At 35.2% G+C, this 17,783-nt stretch carries 14 protein-coding genes; all 14 read left to right on the forward strand.

Going from position 1 to position 17,783, the window contains the following annotated elements; translation table 11 throughout:
* Positions 1-142 precede the first annotated feature (142 nt).
* Entirely contained in the window at positions 143-1,495 is a 1,353-nt protein-coding gene (lysC, locus tag ERCISPPA3004_RS00265; RefSeq protein WP_157990152.1) for a lysine-sensitive aspartokinase 3, read from the forward strand.
* 941 nt (positions 1,496-2,436) lie between these two features.
* On the forward strand, positions 2,437-2,883 hold the full coding sequence (gene ndhC / locus ERCISPPA3004_RS00270) for an NADH-quinone oxidoreductase subunit A (protein WP_162297992.1): 447 nt from the start codon (positions 2,437-2,439) through the stop codon (positions 2,881-2,883).
* A gap of 43 nt (positions 2,884-2,926) precedes the next feature.
* The gene (locus ERCISPPA3004_RS00275) at positions 2,927-3,601 is read left to right on the forward strand and encodes a NuoB/complex I 20 kDa subunit family protein (RefSeq protein WP_157990153.1); all 675 of its coding nucleotides are present in this window, start codon (positions 2,927-2,929) and stop codon (positions 3,599-3,601) included.
* A gap of 102 nt (positions 3,602-3,703) precedes the next feature.
* The gene (gene nuoC, locus ERCISPPA3004_RS00280; RefSeq protein ID WP_157990154.1) at positions 3,704-5,503 is read left to right on the forward strand and encodes an NADH-quinone oxidoreductase subunit C/D; all 1,800 of its coding nucleotides are present in this window, start codon (positions 3,704-3,706) and stop codon (positions 5,501-5,503) included.
* Positions 5,504-5,505: 2 nt separating this feature from the next.
* Complete coding sequence (gene nuoE, locus ERCISPPA3004_RS00285; RefSeq protein ID WP_157990155.1) at positions 5,506-6,021, forward strand: NADH-quinone oxidoreductase subunit NuoE; 516 nt, start codon at positions 5,506-5,508, stop codon at positions 6,019-6,021.
* The gene (gene nuoF, locus ERCISPPA3004_RS00290) at positions 6,018-7,370 is read left to right on the forward strand and encodes an NADH-quinone oxidoreductase subunit NuoF (RefSeq protein ID WP_157990156.1); all 1,353 of its coding nucleotides are present in this window, start codon (positions 6,018-6,020) and stop codon (positions 7,368-7,370) included. Before nuoE ends, nuoF begins: the two co-directional genes overlap by 4 nt.
* Positions 7,371-7,419: 49 nt before the next feature.
* Positions 7,420-10,152: an NADH-quinone oxidoreductase subunit NuoG gene (nuoG, locus tag ERCISPPA3004_RS00295; RefSeq protein WP_157990157.1), complete on the forward strand. Its 2,733-nt coding sequence runs from the start codon at positions 7,420-7,422 to the stop codon at positions 10,150-10,152.
* Positions 10,149-11,123, forward strand: coding sequence for an NADH-quinone oxidoreductase subunit NuoH (gene nuoH, locus ERCISPPA3004_RS00300; RefSeq protein ID WP_157990158.1), 975 nt, complete (start codon positions 10,149-10,151; stop codon positions 11,121-11,123). Before nuoG ends, nuoH begins: the two co-directional genes overlap by 4 nt.
* A gap of 17 nt (positions 11,124-11,140) precedes the next feature.
* The gene (gene nuoI, locus ERCISPPA3004_RS00305; RefSeq protein WP_157990159.1) at positions 11,141-11,683 is read left to right on the forward strand and encodes an NADH-quinone oxidoreductase subunit NuoI; all 543 of its coding nucleotides are present in this window, start codon (positions 11,141-11,143) and stop codon (positions 11,681-11,683) included.
* 14 nt (positions 11,684-11,697) lie between these two features.
* A complete protein-coding gene (gene nuoJ, locus ERCISPPA3004_RS00310; protein WP_157990657.1) occupies positions 11,698-12,264 on the forward strand; it encodes an NADH-quinone oxidoreductase subunit J in 567 nt (188 codons plus the stop codon).
* A 2-nt stretch (positions 12,265-12,266) separates the two neighbouring features.
* Positions 12,267-12,569, forward strand: a complete 303-nt coding sequence (nuoK, locus tag ERCISPPA3004_RS00315; protein ID WP_157990160.1) for an NADH-quinone oxidoreductase subunit NuoK — start codon at positions 12,267-12,269, stop codon at positions 12,567-12,569.
* Positions 12,566-14,410, forward strand: coding sequence for an NADH-quinone oxidoreductase subunit L (nuoL, locus tag ERCISPPA3004_RS00320; RefSeq protein WP_157990161.1), 1,845 nt, complete (start codon positions 12,566-12,568; stop codon positions 14,408-14,410). The genes nuoK and nuoL overlap by 4 nt, the downstream gene beginning before the upstream one ends.
* A 241-nt stretch (positions 14,411-14,651) precedes the next feature.
* Positions 14,652-16,172, forward strand: coding sequence for an NADH-quinone oxidoreductase subunit M (nuoM, locus tag ERCISPPA3004_RS00325; RefSeq protein ID WP_157990162.1), 1,521 nt, complete (start codon positions 14,652-14,654; stop codon positions 16,170-16,172).
* A 6-nt stretch (positions 16,173-16,178) separates the two neighbouring features.
* Positions 16,179-17,633, forward strand: a complete 1,455-nt coding sequence (gene nuoN / locus ERCISPPA3004_RS00330; RefSeq protein ID WP_157990163.1) for an NADH-quinone oxidoreductase subunit NuoN — start codon at positions 16,179-16,181, stop codon at positions 17,631-17,633.
* The last annotated feature ends 150 nt before the right edge of the window (positions 17,634-17,783 follow it).

Genomic DNA, 17,783 nt, shown 5'->3' on the forward strand with positions numbered 1-17,783 from the left:
TGACTATGATAAGCTAAGCTCTTATGTTCTGACAGTGTAATGGTTTAGGTAATTTATGTTTTATATAAAAATATGCCTATATTACTGGCATGCTCTGTATTGAGCTAATGTAATCAACCTTAACACCAGTTTGGCTCTCGTTATGTCTCACAATTTTATTGTAGCGAAATTTGGCGGCAGTAGTATGGCTGATTATATATCTATGCAGCATAGTGCTGATATAGTTTTAAAAAAACCTGCTATACGCTTAGTAGTATTATCAGCATCTGCAGGGGTAACTAATCAGCTTTTCTTGCTAGCTGAAGGTCAGTGTAAAAAAAAACGTATTTCTATACTATCCACGATCGTCCAAATGCAAGAGGCTATTATTCAACGGTTGATTGATCAAAAAGTTATTCGTAATAAAATAAATCACATACTTAGCAATATTCAAGCTCTTTCTAAAATTGCAGAGTTTTCAAAATCTTCTGAGCTAACTGATGAGTTAATTAGTCATGGTGAGTTAATGTCTAGTTTGCTTTTTGTTGAAATCCTTCGTGAGCGTAAAGTGGCGGTGGAATGGTTTGACGTACGTAAAGTAATGCGTACTGATGCGTGTTTTGGTTCTGCAGAGCCAAAAATTAGCATACTTCGAGAGCTTGTTCAGCATCAATTACAGCCTCTGATTTTAGAAGCATTAATTGTGACACAAGGGTTTATTGGTCGAGAAGAAAAAGGACGAACTACAACTTTGGGTCGCGGAGGTAGTGACTATACTGCGGCAATGCTTGGAGAAGCGCTAAATGTTAAAAGGATTGATATTTGGACTGATGTTTCCGGAATTTATACTGCAGATCCGCGATTAGTTCCATCCGCTCAGCGTATTGACAAGATCACTGTTAAAGAAGCATTTACGATGGCAACTTGTGGTGCGAAAATATTACATCCAGCAACTTTATTACCCGTAGTGCGTAGTGATATGTCAATATTTATTGGCTCTAGTAAGCAGCCAGGAGCCGGTGGTACTATTGTATGTCACGAGATTCACAATTTGCCTTTGTTTCGAGCTCTTGCGCTACGCTCTCATCAGACCTTGCTAACGTTACATAATGTTTATCTATCAGATACATTTTGTTTTTTTGAAGCAGTATGTAAATTATTAATACGCCATGGTATTCATCTGGATTTGATAATGCGATCTGAAGTAAAATTAGCAGTAACACTAGATACAAGCTGGTCTTTTGTAATGACCAGTAATCTTTTAAATCCAGCATTGCTTACTGAACTTACTGATTTTTGTAAGTTAGAGGTAGAAGAAAATTTAGCATTAGTATCAATTATTGGAAACAAGATTTCTAAGCTTGACAGTTCTGAGAAAAAAATTTTGAGTTTATTAGATTTATGTAATATACGTATGGTTTTTAATAGTTATCCTCAATGTACACTCTGTTTTTTGGCACCTATTGACGATGCTGAGAGGATAATACAACTTTTGCACTATAAGATATTTGAATAATAAGATATTTGAAGAATTTATTAAAAGAAGAGTCTGATATAGTTTATTCGTTTTATTTTTATAAATTATCACTTATAATGGAAAGTTTTAATATTTTTTAAAATAACATTTTAAAAAATAAGCATTGCATATTTATTAATTCACAGAATATTAAAAATTTTATATACTATTAATATTAGCAGGGGTAATTCTAATAAAAATATAAGTTTACTAGTAGTGCTAGTAATGTTTTTCTGTTTATTTAAAATATATATTAATATATAAGCAGTGATACTCTGTTAAATAGTAGAATGAATGAATTTTATTCTCTTTATATATCTTATGTTTTATGTAATAATTTTTATTAAACTATAAGCTTAATATTCATTTTTTTAAAATACTATACAGAATATAGTCTGATAGTTTTTAGCAAGATTATTTATTATTAACACTTTTGTTTTAGGTAACAATAATATTTTACCTAAATCTTTTAGATATTTTCATAATTAACAATATATAATCATATGATATAAATGATGATAATATGTATTTTTTATTACTTATACATTAATTAGCATAATATATTATACGTAGTGATAGCGTGATTATTTTATTTAATGTTATCCCCATTATATTACAGGTTCGTGATATTATAGGAATTTTGGCATTATATCAGCATATTAATATAACTTAGCTACTCTTTGATTTTTTAGTGTAAATTGATGTAATGATTGAATTGATTGAAAATCGATGAATAGAATTCAGTACTTGATTTTTGATATATTTTACTAGAATGTCAAAATGATTACTTACAGTTTTAATTATAACTTATAGATTTTTGTTTATATAAATAATCTATAATTGTCTATGACATATTGCCTGTAGATTCTTTAGGTTCAGGTTATGAACATAGGTAAGGTGTTCATACTATATAAAATGTCGTTTCTTTGAGTAAAATTAATATGTCTACAACTATAAACACTCTTGCTCATCAATGCGGTTTTATTCTTTTTTTGGTTGCCGCAATATGTTTTTGTTTATTAATGCTATTAATCTCATGGTTTTTGGGTAGTAAAGCCGACGGAAGATATACTAATACACCATTTGAATCAGGTATTGCTTCTGTTGGAAGCGCTAGATTGCGATTATCGATTAAATTCTATTTGATAGCTATGTTTTTTGTTATTTTCGATGCTGAGTCTTTATATCTCTATGCCTGGGCAGTATCAATTCGTGAAGTCGGTTGGATTGGGTTTATTGAAGCTACAATTTTTATTGTTATTTTGCTTGTAAGTTTATTTTATCTAGCTCGTATTAGGGCTCTGAATTGGTCTCCTGCTTATTGTAAACTTCATGTCTGTAAAACGACTACCTTACCTAATATTTTAGGTGCTAAATATCCTCATTGATATGATATGTTTATTTATCCATTAATAAAAATAGAGAAAATATATGGATTATACTCTCACTCGCCCTAATCAAAATAGTGATAATGATGCTTATCCTTTACATAAAAAAGAACGGGTAGATGACCCTTTAAAAGATCATAGGCATCAAAATATTTATTTTGGAAAATTAGAACTTCTTTTACACAAGATGGTGAATTGGGGTCGAAAGAATTCTCTTTGGCCATTGAATTTTGGATTGTCTTGTTGTTATGTAGAAATGACTACTGCATTTACTGCAGTACATGATGTAGCTCGTTTTGGGTCAGAGGTTATCCGTTCGTCGCCACGACAAGCGGATTTAATGGTAATCGCTGGTACTTGTTTTACTAAGATGGCTCCAGTAATTCAGCGTTTATATGATCAAATGTTAGAACCTAAGTGGGTAATTTCTATGGGATCATGTGCTAATTCTGGTGGTATGTATGATATATATTCAGTAGTGCAAGGTGTGGATAAATTCTTGCCAGTAGATGTATATATCCCCGGTTGTCCGCCAAGGCCGGAGGCGTATATGCAAGCATTGTTATTATTACAGGAATCTATTGGAAAAGAGCGTCGACCATTATCATCGCTCATGCATGATCAGAACGTATATCGTCCCAAGATGCAATCTGAAAGAGAGAGAAAAAACGCAGAGCGTATTGCTACTACATATTTGTGCACGCCAGACGAAATTTAATTTTTGACAATAATCAAAGATAGATCTACGACTAAGATCATAATAACACCATTAGAATAAGAAGTGTATATTCGTTACGTGGTTAGAATAGTGAAGTAATTTATGACAGATTTGCCTAGTAAAAATATTGTACAAATAGTAGAAAAAACTTTAGATCAGTGCGATCATCCAGTTCTTTCGAAGCTTTATCAGCATTTTGGTCCTCATGCTTTGAGTTTGCAGGCCACATGTACTGATATGGCTGTAGCTTGGGTGCAGCGTGAACAGATATTGGAAATTGTGCAATTTTTGTATGAGTTTTTCAAACCATATGTGATGCTGTATGATTTACATGGTGTAGATGAGCGTCAGAGAAGATATCGCATTGGTTTACCAGAAGCAGATTTTTCTATTTTTTATCATTTTATCTTTATTCAAGAAAATCGTGATCTGATGCTAAAATTAGCGCTATCAGAGCGGAACTTACAGGTTCCGACTATTAGTCATATTTTTAAAAATGCAAACTGGTATGAGCGTGAAACTTGGGAGATGTTTGGTATCCATGTGACTGGACATCCTCATCTTACGCGTATTATGATGCCACGAAATTGGCAGGGCCATCCACTTAGAAAAGATTACCCAGCGCGCGCTACTGAATTTAAACCTTTTGAATTTACTAAACAAACAGAAGATTTTGCCATGGAGTCTCTACTTTTTCGGCCAGAAGAGTGGGGAATGAAAAGATCCAGTGCTCATGAGGATTTTATGTTTTTAAATCTTGGCCCTAATCACCCATCTGTTCATGGAGTATTTCGTATTATTCTTCAGCTTGATGGCGAAGAGATTATTGATTGCGTGCCAGATATTGGCTATCACCATCGTGGTGCAGAAAAGATGGGGGAGAGACAGTCATGGCACAGCTATATTCCATATACTGATCGCATTGAATATCTAGGTGGTTGCATTAATGAGTTACCTTATGTTTTAGCTGTAGAAAAACTAGCTGGTATTACAGTACCAGCGCGTGCTGAGGTAATTCGAGTAATGCTATCTGAATTGTTTCGCATTAACAGTCATTTATTATATATCTCTACATTTATACAGGATGTAGGTGCCATGTCACCAGTCTTTTTAGCTTTTACTGATCGTCAAAAGATCTATAATATTATAGAGGCTATTACTGGTTTTCGAATGCACCCAGCCTGGTTCCGGATAGGTGGTGTAGCTAATGATCTTCCAAAAGGATGGGAACGTTTACTTTATGAGTTGCTTCATTGGTTACCGAAGCGCCTTAAATTATATGAACAGGCTGCGTTAAAAAACTCTATTTTTATTGCTCGCACTAAAGGTGTAGCTTCTTATAATATGGAAGAAGCATTATCTTGGGGGGTGACAGGGGCAGGGTTACGCGCAACTGGTTTGGATTTTGATATACGTAAATGGCGACCTTGTTCTGGGTATGAGAATTTTGATTTTGAAGTACCTATCGGTCATGGTATAAGTTGCGCTTATACGCGTGTTATGCTTAAAATGGAAGAAATTCGTCAAAGTATGCGTATTTTAGAGCAGTGTTTGCATAATATGCCTGTAGGTTTATTTAAAGCTAATCATCCACTTACTACACCGCCACCAAAAGAGCGTACTTTACAGCATATTGAAACTTTAATTACTCATTTTTTGCAAGTTTCATGGGGTCCAGTGATGCCAGTGAATGAATCCTTTCAAATGATAGAGGCTACTAAGGGAGTCAATAGTTACTATCTTATTAGTGATGGAAATACGATGAGCTATCGAACGCGAGTACGCACGCCTAGTTTTCCACACTTGCAGCAGATTCCTTCGGTGATTAATGGCAGTTTAATATCAGATTTAATCGTCTATCTTGGTAGTATTGATTTTGTGATGTCAGATGTGGACCGATAAATATGCATGAGAACAAGATTCTAATAAAAATTAGAAATAAACCTAATGATAGCACGCTAAGCTCTTTAGAGCGTTCTGCTATATCCAAGGAGAGGATGTTTTATGAAGAGCCTCACGCTGTCATCATTGAAGCGCTGCATATTATTCAAAAATATCGAGGATGGGTTTCTGATAGTCTAATTAAAGGTATTGCTGATCTGTTAGAAATTCCATCTAGTGATGTAGAAGAGGTTGCCACTTTCTATAGTCAGATTTATCGTATGCCAGTGGGTCGTCATATTATTAGGTATTGCGATAGTGTAGTATGTTATATCCTGGGTTACCAGATAATCCAAAAAAGATTAGAAGAACACCTGAATATTCAGCCAGGACAAACTACGGAAGATAAGCGTTTTACGTTACTGCCAACCTGTTGCCTTGGTAATTGTGATAAGAGTCCAACATTAATGATTAATGAAACTACCTATGGTAATGTAAGATCACAAGATATTACTCAATTACTGGAACAGTATCCATGAGACAAATTACGCGTACACCTGCTACGCATCCTCTTACTTGGCGAATGCGAAAAGATCAGCAGCCAGTGTTTTTACAGGAATACAAAAATACTAATGGATATGTTAGTGCAGAGAAAACTCTTAAACGCATGACATCAGAGCAAGTTGTTATACTAGTGCAGGAGTCTGGTCTAAAGGGGCGAGGCGGAGCTGGTTTCCCAACTGGTGTGAAGTGGAGCTTAATGCCAAAAGATTTATCAAGAACTATTCGCTATTTATTGTGTAACGCAGATGAAATGGAGCCTGGAACCTATAAAGATCGTTTGTTAATGGAACAAATGCCACATCAATTAATAGAAGGTATTTTAATTGGTGCTTATGCATTAAGAGCATATCGAGCGTATATTTTTCTGCGGGGTGAATATATTCAAGCAGCAATAAATTTACGCCGTGCAATTTTAGAAGCGAACGAATCAGGTTTGCTAGGAAAAAATATTTTTGGTACTAATTTTAGTTTAGACCTTGTAGTGCATACTGGCGCAGGTCGTTATATTTGCGGTGAAGAGACAGCTTTAATGAATTCGCTAGAAGGGCGTCGCCCTAACCCAAGATCAAAACCACCATTTCCGTCATCAATAGGGTTATGGGGGCGGCCAACTTGTGTTAATAATGTTGAAACTCTTTCAAATATTCCTGCAATTTTTGCTAATGGAACTAAATGGTATAAAGATATCTCAAAAAGTGTAGATACAGGCACTAAAATGATGGGTTTTTCTGGTCAAGTCAAGAGTCCTGGTGTTTGGGAGCTGCCATTTGGCATTACTGCTCGAGAACTCCTTGACGAGTATGCTGGTGGTATGAAGAACGGGTCAAAACTTAAGGCTTGGCAACCTGGTGGTGCTAGTACTGAGTTTTTAATTGACAAGCATCTTGATATACCCATGGAGTTTTTGAGTATTAGTAAGGCCGGAAGTCGTTTAGGGACAGCATTAGCGATTGCAGTGGATCACAGAATCAATATGGTGTCTCTAGTTAGTAATATAGAAGCATTCTTTTCTCGCGAATCATGTGGTTGGTGCACGCCTTGTCGTGAAGGATTGCCGTGGAGTTTAAAAATTTTACGATCTCTAGAGTGTCACCAAGGGCATGCAGGTGATCTTGAGATTTTATTAAATCTTTGTCGGAATCTGGGTCCTGGAAAGACTTTCTGCGCTCATGCGCCAGGAGCAGTAGCGCCGCTTCAAAGTGCTATTGCATATTTTCGCGAAGAATTCGAAGCAGGTATTAAATTCTCTAATATTTATGAAGATGCGCGTGTAATTTCTGGTATTCAGTCAAACTTATCTTATGTTGAACGTACGACCACCTAATATAGCATAACGCTCATAATAGAATGAGCCTCATGGAAGTATAGATATTATGCCTGTAATTATATATATAGACGGTACAAAATATCAGGTTAATGATACAGGCAATTTACTGCATGTTTGTTTATCTTTAGGATTAGATATCCCGTATTTTTGTTGGCATCCAGCGTTAGGTAGTGTTGGCGCTTGCCGTCAATGTGCAGTTAAACAATATCAGGACGAGAAGGATGATCATGGGCGTCTCGTGATGTCTTGTATGACGCCAGTCAATAATGGCATGTGGATTTCAATTAATGATGATGACGCAAAAGAGTTTAGAAAAAGTGTTTCAGAATGGCTGATGATTAACCACCCACATGATTGTCCAGTGTGTGAAGAAGGGGGGCACTGTCATTTGCAAGATATGACCGTAATGAATGGTCATATTTTGCGTCGTTATCGTTTTACCAAGCGAACTCATCTGAATCAGTATCTTGGGCCATTTATTTCTCATGAAATGAATCGTTGTATTACTTGTTATCGTTGCATACGATTCTATAAAAATTACTCAGATGGAACAGATCTTGGTGTATATGGGGTGAGTGATAATGTGTACTTTGGTCGCACTGAGGATGGCATATTAGAAAATGAGTTTTCAGGGAATCTAGTAGAAGTTTGCCCAACGGGAGTCTTTACTGATAAAACGCATTCTGCGCATTATAATCGTAAATGGGATATGCAGTTTGCTCCAAGTATTTGCCAGCAGTGTAGTCTTGGTTGTAATATTAGCCTCGGTGAACGATACGGGGAATTACGTCGTGTTGAAAATAGATATAATGGCATGGTAAATCGTTACTTTCTTTGTGACCGAGGCCGATTTGGTTATGGTTACTTGAATTTAAAAAATCGCCCACGTCAGCCTATGCAGCGTCATGGAACAAATTGGACACTACTGAACACTAACGAAGCACTAGATATTTTATCAAATAATCTTCGTCAAGCAAAAAAGATTATTGGCATCGGTTCACCACGTGCCAGTATAGAAAGCAATTTTTCTTTATTATCCATAGTAGGAGCAGCTAATTTTTCTACTGGCATGACATTATCTGAACAAGCGTGTATAAATTTAATTATTAAAATATTGCAAAATAGTGGAATATATACCCCTTCACTTTTTGAAATTGAAAATTATGATGCAATATTAGTTCTCGGGGAAGATATAACCCAAACAGGGGCGAGAATGGCACTTGCAGTACGTCAGGCCATTAAAGGTAAGGCTCGTGTAATGGCAGAAAGACAAAAAGTCGCTACTTGGGATAGTTCTGCAATCCTCAATATGAGCCTAAATTCTAAATATCCTTTATTTGTAACCAATGTAGATAAAACTAGATTAGATGATGTTGCTACTTGGAGTTACTATGCTCCAATAGAAGATCAAGCTAGGCTAGGATTTGCTATAGCCCATCAACTAGATGCAAGTGCTCCAAAAGTAAGTGGTCTAGATAAAGACTTAATTCATCAAATAGCTATCATTGCAAAAGCGTTAGATAGTGCTAAAAAACCACTTATTATTTCAGGATCTAATTCTGGAAATGAGGCCATTATTCAGGCGGCAGCAAATATTGCGAAATCTTTAATGGGGAATAAAAAAGAAGTAGGTATTAGCTTTTTGACTTCAGAAGTAAATAGTATAGGGGTTGGTTTAATTGGGGGGTTTTCACTAGATAAGGCATTAGATGCGTTAGCCAGTGGTGAGGCAGATTCAGTCATTATTTTAGAAAACAATCTGTATCGTCATATATCAAGGGATCTAATAGATCTTTCCTTAAGACATACAAAAAACATTATTGTTCTTGATCATCAAAATACTCAGACGACTAAAAAAGCCAATTTGGTTTTATCTAGCGCAAGTTTTGCAGAAAGTCACGGCACTGTTGTTAGTCAAGAAGGTCGTGCTCAGAGGTTTTTTCAGGTTTACGATCCGTCTTTTTATGATAATACAGCTCAAGTGTTTTCTAGTTGGTGCTGGTTAAATATGATAAAAAAAGCTATGTATGGTCGAAAAGTAGACTGTAATCTATTAGATGATGTAATTAACGCTTGCATTAAAGAAGTTCCGCAATTGGCTGGTATAAAGAAAGCGTCACCAGATTCTAGTTTTCGCATGCATGGTCAGAAATTAGCGCGTTCGCCACATCGTTTTAGTGGGCGTACTGCAATGCTGGCTAATATTAGCGTTCATGAACCACAACAACCACAAGATAAAGACAGTATGTTTTCTTTTTCTATGGAAGGCAGCAATCCATTACCTGATAATCATGTACAGATTCCTTTTTCTTGGGCTCCAGGCTGGAATTCTTCACAATCACTCAATAAATTTAAAAATATAGTGGATAAGCAGTTATTTGATGATTCTTTGGGTGTACGACTAATTTCGTCAGATAAAGCAACGCTAAGTTGGTTTACGGATATTCCTTCTGCTTTCATAAGGCAAAATCATTGCTGGCGCATCACACCTTATTTTCATATTTTTGGTAGTGAGGAGCTAAGTCAACGCTCAAAAGTTATTCGAGAGCGCATGCCAAAACCATATATAATTATGAATGCTCAGGATTCGATACAACTTAAGATACAAGAGGGTGCTACTTTATTTTTTAGTTGTCAAGGTGAAGATTTCGTATTGCCAGTATATTTTTCAAATAACTTACAGTCTGGGCAAATAGGATTACCTCTTGGGTTTCCTGGTTTTGGTCTCTTTTTGTGCGGAGAAGGTGTGTATAATTTTCAGACAGTGACTAAGCCATGATTTGGCTAACAAATACCAAACTCGCTATTATTATCGCTATTATAAAATCTTTAGTGATACTCTGCGTTGTGGTGATCTGCGGCGCTTTAATGAGTTTTGCTGAAAGACGTCTTTTAGGCTTATTTCAGAACCGTTATGGTCCAAATCGTGTAGGCTGGGGAGGTTCACTACAATTAGCGGCCGATATGATAAAAATTTTTTTTAAAGAAGATTGGATTCCGCCTTTTTCAGATCAGATAATCTTTATATTAGCACCAATTATTGCATTTACATCTTTGCTAATGGCAATGGCAATAGTCCCTATTACACCAAACTGGATGGGATCTAATCTCAATATTGGTATATTGTTTTTTTTAATTATGGCAGGGTTAGGGGTTTATTCAGTACTTTTTGCCGGGTGGTCTAGTAATAATAAATATTCCCTTTTAGGTGCTATACGTGCTTCTGCGCAGACCTTAAGTTATGAGGTTTTTCTTGGGTTATCTTTGATGGGTGTAGTAGCGCAGGCTGGATCTTTTAACATGCTTGTTATTGTTGGTAGTCAAAAACATATTTGGAATATTATTCCTCAGTTTTTTGGTTTTTTAACCTTCTTTATAGCTAGCCTTGCTGTATGTCATCGACATCCATTTGATCAGCCGGAATCTGAACAGGAATTAGCTGATGGATATCACATTGAATATTCTGGTATAAAGTTTGGATTATTTTTTATTGGAGAATATATTGGCATTATTACTGTATCTTCATTAATTGTTACATTATTTTTTGGTGGATGGCATGGTCCGTATTTTTTTCCAATAGTTTGGTTTGTATTAAAAACAGTGTTCTTTATAATTATGTTTGTTTTGATTCGTGCTTCATTGCCACGACCTCGGTATGATCAGGTAATGCGGTTCGGTTGGACGGTTTGTTTACCATTAACACTTGTAAATCTTCTTGTAACTGCTGCAGTGATCTTATATAGAGCATAGTCAATAGGATATTGATAATGACATTGAAGAATATTGTCATCGGACTTATTACAATTCTGCGTAGCATGTGGCTAATGGGTAAAAACGTATTTGCTAAGCGAGAAACTTTAATGTATCCTGAAGAACCTTTGGTTCTTTCATCTCGTTACCGTGGACGTATTATTTTAACACGCGATCCAGATGGCCTTGAGCGTTGTGTAGCTTGTAATCTTTGTGCAGTAGCTTGTCCAGTCGGGTGTATTGCATTACAAAAGTCTGAAATGGAAGATGGGCGCTGGTATCCAGAATTTTTTCGTATTAATTTTTCGCGATGTATTTTTTGCGGATTATGTGAAGAGGCCTGTCCAACTACTGCGATTCAATTAATTCCAGATATTGAATTGAGTGATTTTAATCGTCAAGATTTAATATATGAAAAACAACACTTATTAATTTCTGGCCCAGGAAAGTATCCACAATATAACTTCTATAGGATGTCAGGTATGGAAATTTCAGGCAAGGGTAAAGGTTTTGCTGAACAAGAGGCTCAGCCTGTTAATGTTAAGAGCTTGTTACCTTAATGAAGGATGCAGGCATGGAATGTTTGTTTTATATTTGCGGGTTAACAGCTGTTCTTACAACTATGCGTGTTATTTGGCATAAAAAACCAATACATGCATTATTGCACTTAATTATATCATTCGTAGCTGTATCTGGTGTCTTGTTTTCAGTTGGCGCCTATTTTACCGCCGCCCTTGAAATTATTATCTATGCGGGGGCAATAGTAGTATTGTTCATGTTTTCAGTAATGATGTTAAATCTCAGCGACAGTATTATAAGAGAAGAGACGACCTGGCTTCCACCACGAGTATGGATTGGTCCAGGATTCTTGTCCTTTTTATTATTTTTGATTATTTCATATTCCATTTTATTAAGAAACACTTCTGATATGTGTTGTATTATGATTGACGGAAAACAAGTAGGTATAAAGCTATTTGGCCCTTATGCGCTATCGGTTGAATTAATCTCCATGCTGCTTCTATCTGGTCTTATTGTAGGATGTCATATTGGACAGGATTCACGACAAACAGGTGTAATATTGCAAAAGAAACGATTATCTACTTCACATAAAAATACTTTTAAAAATCAATTGGAGAAGTAGTTTTGATTCCTTTACATCATGGGTTGATTTTGGCGACATCTTTATTTTGCCTTGGATTAACTGGTGTTATGATTCGTCGTAATTTGCTATTCATGTTAATCAGTCTAGAGATTATGCTCAATGCTGCAGCATTAGCGTTGGTAGTGGCAGGTAGTTATTGGAATCAAGCGGATGGACAGATTATGTTTATTTTTGCTATTAGCTTGTCAGCGGCTGAAACTAGTATTGGTCTTGCTTTGTTACTGCAGCTCTATTATCGCACCAAAAACCTTGATATTGATACAGTAAGCGGGATGCGTAAATGAATCTTCTTTATTTTACTATACTATGCCCATTCATGGGTTTCTTATGTCTCTCTTGCTCTTCTGGTCGCGTATCAGAGACTTTTAGTTCTGTTATTAGTCTTATATCAATTAGTTTAACAGTACTGATAACAGCTTATATTGGTTATGACTTTTTAAGTAGCAAGCAAGAAGTATTTAATCAAAATTTATGGACTTGGATTGATATAGAGATGCTTAGGGTAGATGTTAGTTTAGTGTTAGATAGACTTTCATTGACTTTGCTTTCTATAGTAACTGGGGTTGGATTTTTAATTTATATTTTTGCATCTTGGTATATGAAAGGCGCAGAGGGTTACTCACGATTTTTCGCGTATACTAATCTTTTCATTGCCAGTATGCTTGTGTTAATTTTAGCGGATAATTTAGTTTTACTGTATCTTGGGTGGGAAGGCGTGGGCCTTTGCTCGTATTTATTAATAGGTTTTTATTATACCAATCCAGAGTATGGCGCAGCAGCTTTAAAAGCTTTTATTCTAACTCGTGTTGGGGATGTTTGTCTCTTGATTGCACTTTTAATGCTTTATAGTTTAACACATACTTTCAATTTTGATAACATCGGAGAATTAGTTCTAGAAGACTCCTCTTTTAAGAATTTGCACATGCTGCCATGGATTACCTTTATGCTATTAGTGGGAGCGGTCGGAAAATCTGCTCAGCTGCCATTACAGACTTGGTTGGCTGATGCGATGGTTGGTCCAACTCCAGTTTCTGCGTTAATTCATGCTGCAACTATGGTAACGGCCGGTGTATATTTAATTGCTCGTACACATGTTCTGTTTTTGTTAACACCAAAAATTCTTTATTTAGTAGGTATAATTGGGGCGATGACTATACTTTTAGCTGGTCTCTCTGCTTTAGTGCAAATTGATATTAAACGTGTATTAGCTTATTCAACTATGAGCCAAATAGGATATATGTTTTTGGCGTTAGGCGTTCAAGCTTGGCAGCCAGCCATTTTTCATTTAATGACGCATGCATTTTTTAAAGCGTTATTATTTCTTTCTTCTGCATCCCTTATTATTGCTTGTAACCATGAGCAAAACATATTTAAGATGGGAGGCTTACGCTTTAAGGCTCCTTTAATTTATTCTTGTTTTATTATTGGAGGTTCTTCCTTAATGGCATTTCCACTAATTACATCAGGTTTTTTTAGTAAAGAAAGTATTTTGTCAGCAGCATTAGATCATGGATATGTAATGTTAATGCTTGTTGGGTTAGTTGGGTCATTGATAACATCACTTTATACATGTCGAATGATTTTTTTGGTATTTCATGGTGAATTAAAAAATCTATATGCACAAATCTCACCGAATTTAATGTATTATATACCTTTAGTTATTTTATCTTTACTTTCAAGTGTAATAGGAGCTTTGTTTTTTCCGTCGCTCAAGGCAGTGTTTCCAAACAGTAGCATGTTGATAAATGATCATTTATTTTGTCTAAAAATCACTTCAAGCGCCATAGTAATGACAGGTTGTGTAATATCAGCTCTATTATGGTTAGGTCCTTCAGTACATTTACAGAATATTGCGCGCAGTAAATTAGGACGTTTTTTAAGGATATGGTGGTTATCTGGGTGGGGTTTTGATTGGTTATATCATAAAGTTTTTACTCAGACATATCTAAAAGTTGCAAAAGTATTGTCAAATGACCCATTAGCCATGGCAGTAAATAGTTTGGCTTATGTAGCACATAGCAGTAGCAAGGGCTTAATTATTACTGAAAGTAGTTATGTACGTTGGCATTTGGTTGTAATGAGTTGCGGTGCTGTTTTTCTACTTACATTAATAATATTAAGATAAAATATTCAAAATCAATATTTTATTTTTTATCTAATGATCGTCTATCAAATATTATGATCAAATTTAATGATATACGCTTAGATTTAGATTTTATTTGTAAAGGACACATTATTTATTTTCTCAAAGGCTGTGTTTTAAACATTTTCGGTGAATAAAAAAATACATAAGTTCAATTCAGGTTATGTCTAAATGGAAAAAGATATAGCCAGATTGTCTCAAAAATCAAAGAAGAATTATTATCATGTTATTACCTTGGCTTATTGCATTACCTTTTATGGGTGGATTACTTTGTTGTTTTTCGGAGTCTTTTGGAACTCACAAGCCTCGCTGGATAGCTTTAATCACCATGGGGTTTACACTAGCTCTTTCGCTGATACTCTGGACACATAGTGAAAATGAGTTATCGCAGATACATAGCGGTTTACAGTGGAAAAGTCAGTTTACTATGCCTTGGATTCCTCGATTTGGTATTACTTTTTCTTTAGCTATCGATGGTTTGTCATTATTAATGGTGACTCTTACGAGTTTATTAGGTTTTTTGGCAATTTTATGTTCATGGAGAGAGATCAATAAATGCCATGGTTGGTTTCACCTAAATTTGCTCTGGTTATTAGGAGGAGTGATTGGTGTATTTCTTGCTGTCGATTTATTTTTATTTTTCTTTTTTTGGGAAATGATGTTAGTTCCAATGTATTTTTTAATTGCGCTGTGGGGAAATCGATCTACAGATGATAGAGATCGTGTGTCTGCTGCTACTAAGTTTTTTATATATACACAAGCAAGTGGATTGCTGATGCTTATGGCTATTATAGGCTTAGTTTTTGTTCATTATTCAGCAACAGGAGATTTAACTTTTTATTATGAAAATTTATTACAGACTCCTATGTCACTTAGAGTTCAACAAGTATTAATGATGGGTTTTTTTATTGCATTTGCAGTAAAAATACCAGTCGTGCCTTTACATGGTTGGCTGCAAGACGTGCATAGTTGCTCTCCCACTGCTGGTTCAGTCGAATTGTCTGGCATTGTATTAAAAACTGCTACTTATGGTTTATTACGTTTTGTTTTGCCGTTATTTCCTCATGCATCTACCATATTTGCTCCCATTGCTATGTGGTTGGGAATTATTAGTATATTTTATGGAGCCTGGATGGCTTTTTCGCAGAATGACATTAAGCGCTTGATTGCTTGCACTTCAATTTCCCATATGGGTTTTTTACTTATTGCAATATATACAGGAAATTTGATAGCATATCAAGGAGCTGTTATTCACATGATCGCACATGGTTTGTCTGCTGCTGCGCTATTTATTATTGCCGGCCAACTTTATGAGCGTTTGCATACTTGCGATATGCGATATATGGGTGGCTTATGGTCAAGAATTAAATGGCTTCCTGGATTATCTTTATTTTTTTCTATGGCAAATATTGGATTTCCTGGCACAGGTAATTTTATTGGTGAATTTATGATTTTCATGGGAGGTTTTTATATAGCGCCATGGATTATTATAATTGCTTCATGTAGTCTAGTATTCTCTGCTATATACTCTTTAGTTATGATGCAAAAAACTTATTATGGCAAATCAAAATCAGAAATACTATTGCATGACATGTCACCTCGCGAGCTGATTACTATTTTGTCGCTATTATTTTTACTAATCTTTTTAGGTTTATACCCCCAGACAATCCTGGATACCTCTTATTCTTCTATGGAACATATTCAGAAATTACTCAACACTACTATGCTCACAATAAGATCGTAAGTTATTATGACAGTCATGAATCAACAATTAACTCTGATTATGCCGTTATTAATCCTTAGTATCACAGTAGTAATCATGATGCTAAGTATTAGCTTAAAGCGTAATCATCATCTTTGTGCTTCTATTGCCTTTTTCGGTTTTAGTTTGGCATTTCTTTCTTTATATTTTGTAGCGCAGGCGGGATCTGGAGAGGTTACTCCGCTACTTCGAGTAGATAGATACTCAATTTTTTATACTAGTTTGGTGATTCTTTCAAGTTTATCTGCCTGCATTTTTTCTTATCCATGGATAAGGGGATATCCTAAAAACCGTGAAGAATTTTACTTACTTATTATTCTTTCTACATTGGGTGGTGTAGTTCTAGTTAGCGCTAATCATTTTTCATCATTATTTATTGGTATCGAATTGCTTTCTTTGCCGCTAGTTGGTTTAGTAGGTTATGGGGTAAATATTGGTTATTCTTTAGAGGCAACTTTAAAATATGCAATATTATCTATTGCTTCTTCTGCATTTCTTCTTTTGGGAATAGCGCTAGTTTATGCACATACAGGAAGTCTTGGTTTTGATGGATTAATTTATTCAAAAAGTAATAGTTTAAGTTCAGAAGCATTAATTATAGCAGGTTTTTCTTTAATGATTGTTAGTTTTGGATTCAAGCTTTCATTAGTACCTTTTCATCTTTGGACGCCAGATGTGTATCAAGGAGCACCTTCTTCAGTAGGGACCTTTTTGGCAAGTACTAGTAAAATAGCAGTATTTAGTGTTTTAATGCGTTTATTTATTTATACATCTATAAAAAATTTTGAATGTATATATTTTATATTAACTATATTAGCAGTAGCATCTATTTTATTTGGAAATTTGATGGCTCTGAGGCAAAAAAATATTAAACGTATTTTAGGGTATTCATCTATAGCACATTTTGGGTATCTATTAATTACTTTAATTGCAATACGGTATTCTGAGTTATCATTAGAAGCTTCTGCTGTTTATCTCGTAAGTTATCTTTTTAGCACCTTGGGAGCTTTTGGTGTAGTTAGTCTTCTGTTGGACGCAAAAAATGATTTTTCTGAATCGCTATCTTCTTGTCGTGGTTTGTTTTGGCGTAATCCTATTTTAGCAATTGCTTTGACAGTAACAATGTTTTCACTTGCTGGCATCCCTATAACTTTTGGTTTTATAGGTAAGTTTTACCTGATATCTTTAGGAGTTTATGCTCACCTATGGGCCGTAACAATAGCAATGGTGTTCGGAAGTGCTATTGGGTTATACTATTATCTGCGTATTATTATTAGTTTATATTTGGAGCCCAACGAATCTGTAAAATATTTATCACCACAGCAGCATCATTCAGTGTTACAGGTAGGTGATATGATGGTTGTTTTATTCGCTCTGCTTTCTATAATATTTGGGATTTACCCACAACCTATTATTGAGTTAGCTCAGCTTATAAGGCTATAGAATGGACACTATAGTAAATAATTGTATTAATAATTAGTAAGAGATAGCTAGAATCTATATAGAAGAGAGAGCGATGATTTTGTAAAAATGCTATGGAGTGTGTTTTTTATTTATATAAAACCTTACCAAAAAATTTTTTTCTGTTAAATT

It is taken from the genome of Candidatus Erwinia haradaeae, assembly GCF_900698995.1.
In the GTDB taxonomy this organism is placed as follows: domain Bacteria; phylum Pseudomonadota; class Gammaproteobacteria; order Enterobacterales; family Enterobacteriaceae; genus Erwinia_E; species Erwinia_E haradaeae_C.

Bases quoted from the DNA above. Each gene is read 5' to 3' on its own strand.
- lysC (WP_157990152.1), top strand. From the start codon at position 143: ATGTCTCACAATTTTATTGTAGCGAAATTTGGCGGCAGTAGTATGGCT.
- ndhC (WP_162297992.1), top strand. From the start codon at position 2,437: ATGTCTACAACTATAAACACTCTTGCTCATCAATGCGGTTTTATTCTT.
- ERCISPPA3004_RS00275 (WP_157990153.1), top strand. From the start codon at position 2,927: ATGGATTATACTCTCACTCGCCCTAATCAAAATAGTGATAATGATGCT.
- nuoC (WP_157990154.1), top strand. From the start codon at position 3,704: ATGACAGATTTGCCTAGTAAAAATATTGTACAAATAGTAGAAAAAACT.
- nuoE (WP_157990155.1), top strand. From the start codon at position 5,506: ATGCATGAGAACAAGATTCTAATAAAAATTAGAAATAAACCTAATGAT.
- nuoF (WP_157990156.1), top strand. From the start codon at position 6,018: ATGAGACAAATTACGCGTACACCTGCTACGCATCCTCTTACTTGGCGA.
- nuoG (WP_157990157.1), top strand. From the start codon at position 7,420: ATGCCTGTAATTATATATATAGACGGTACAAAATATCAGGTTAATGAT.
- nuoH (WP_157990158.1), top strand. From the start codon at position 10,149: ATGATTTGGCTAACAAATACCAAACTCGCTATTATTATCGCTATTATA.
- nuoI (WP_157990159.1), top strand. From the start codon at position 11,141: ATGACATTGAAGAATATTGTCATCGGACTTATTACAATTCTGCGTAGC.
- nuoJ (WP_157990657.1), top strand. From the start codon at position 11,698: ATGGAATGTTTGTTTTATATTTGCGGGTTAACAGCTGTTCTTACAACT.
- nuoL (WP_157990161.1), top strand. From the start codon at position 12,566: ATGAATCTTCTTTATTTTACTATACTATGCCCATTCATGGGTTTCTTA.
- nuoM (WP_157990162.1), top strand. From the start codon at position 14,652: ATGTTATTACCTTGGCTTATTGCATTACCTTTTATGGGTGGATTACTT.
- nuoN (WP_157990163.1), top strand. From the start codon at position 16,179: ATGACAGTCATGAATCAACAATTAACTCTGATTATGCCGTTATTAATC.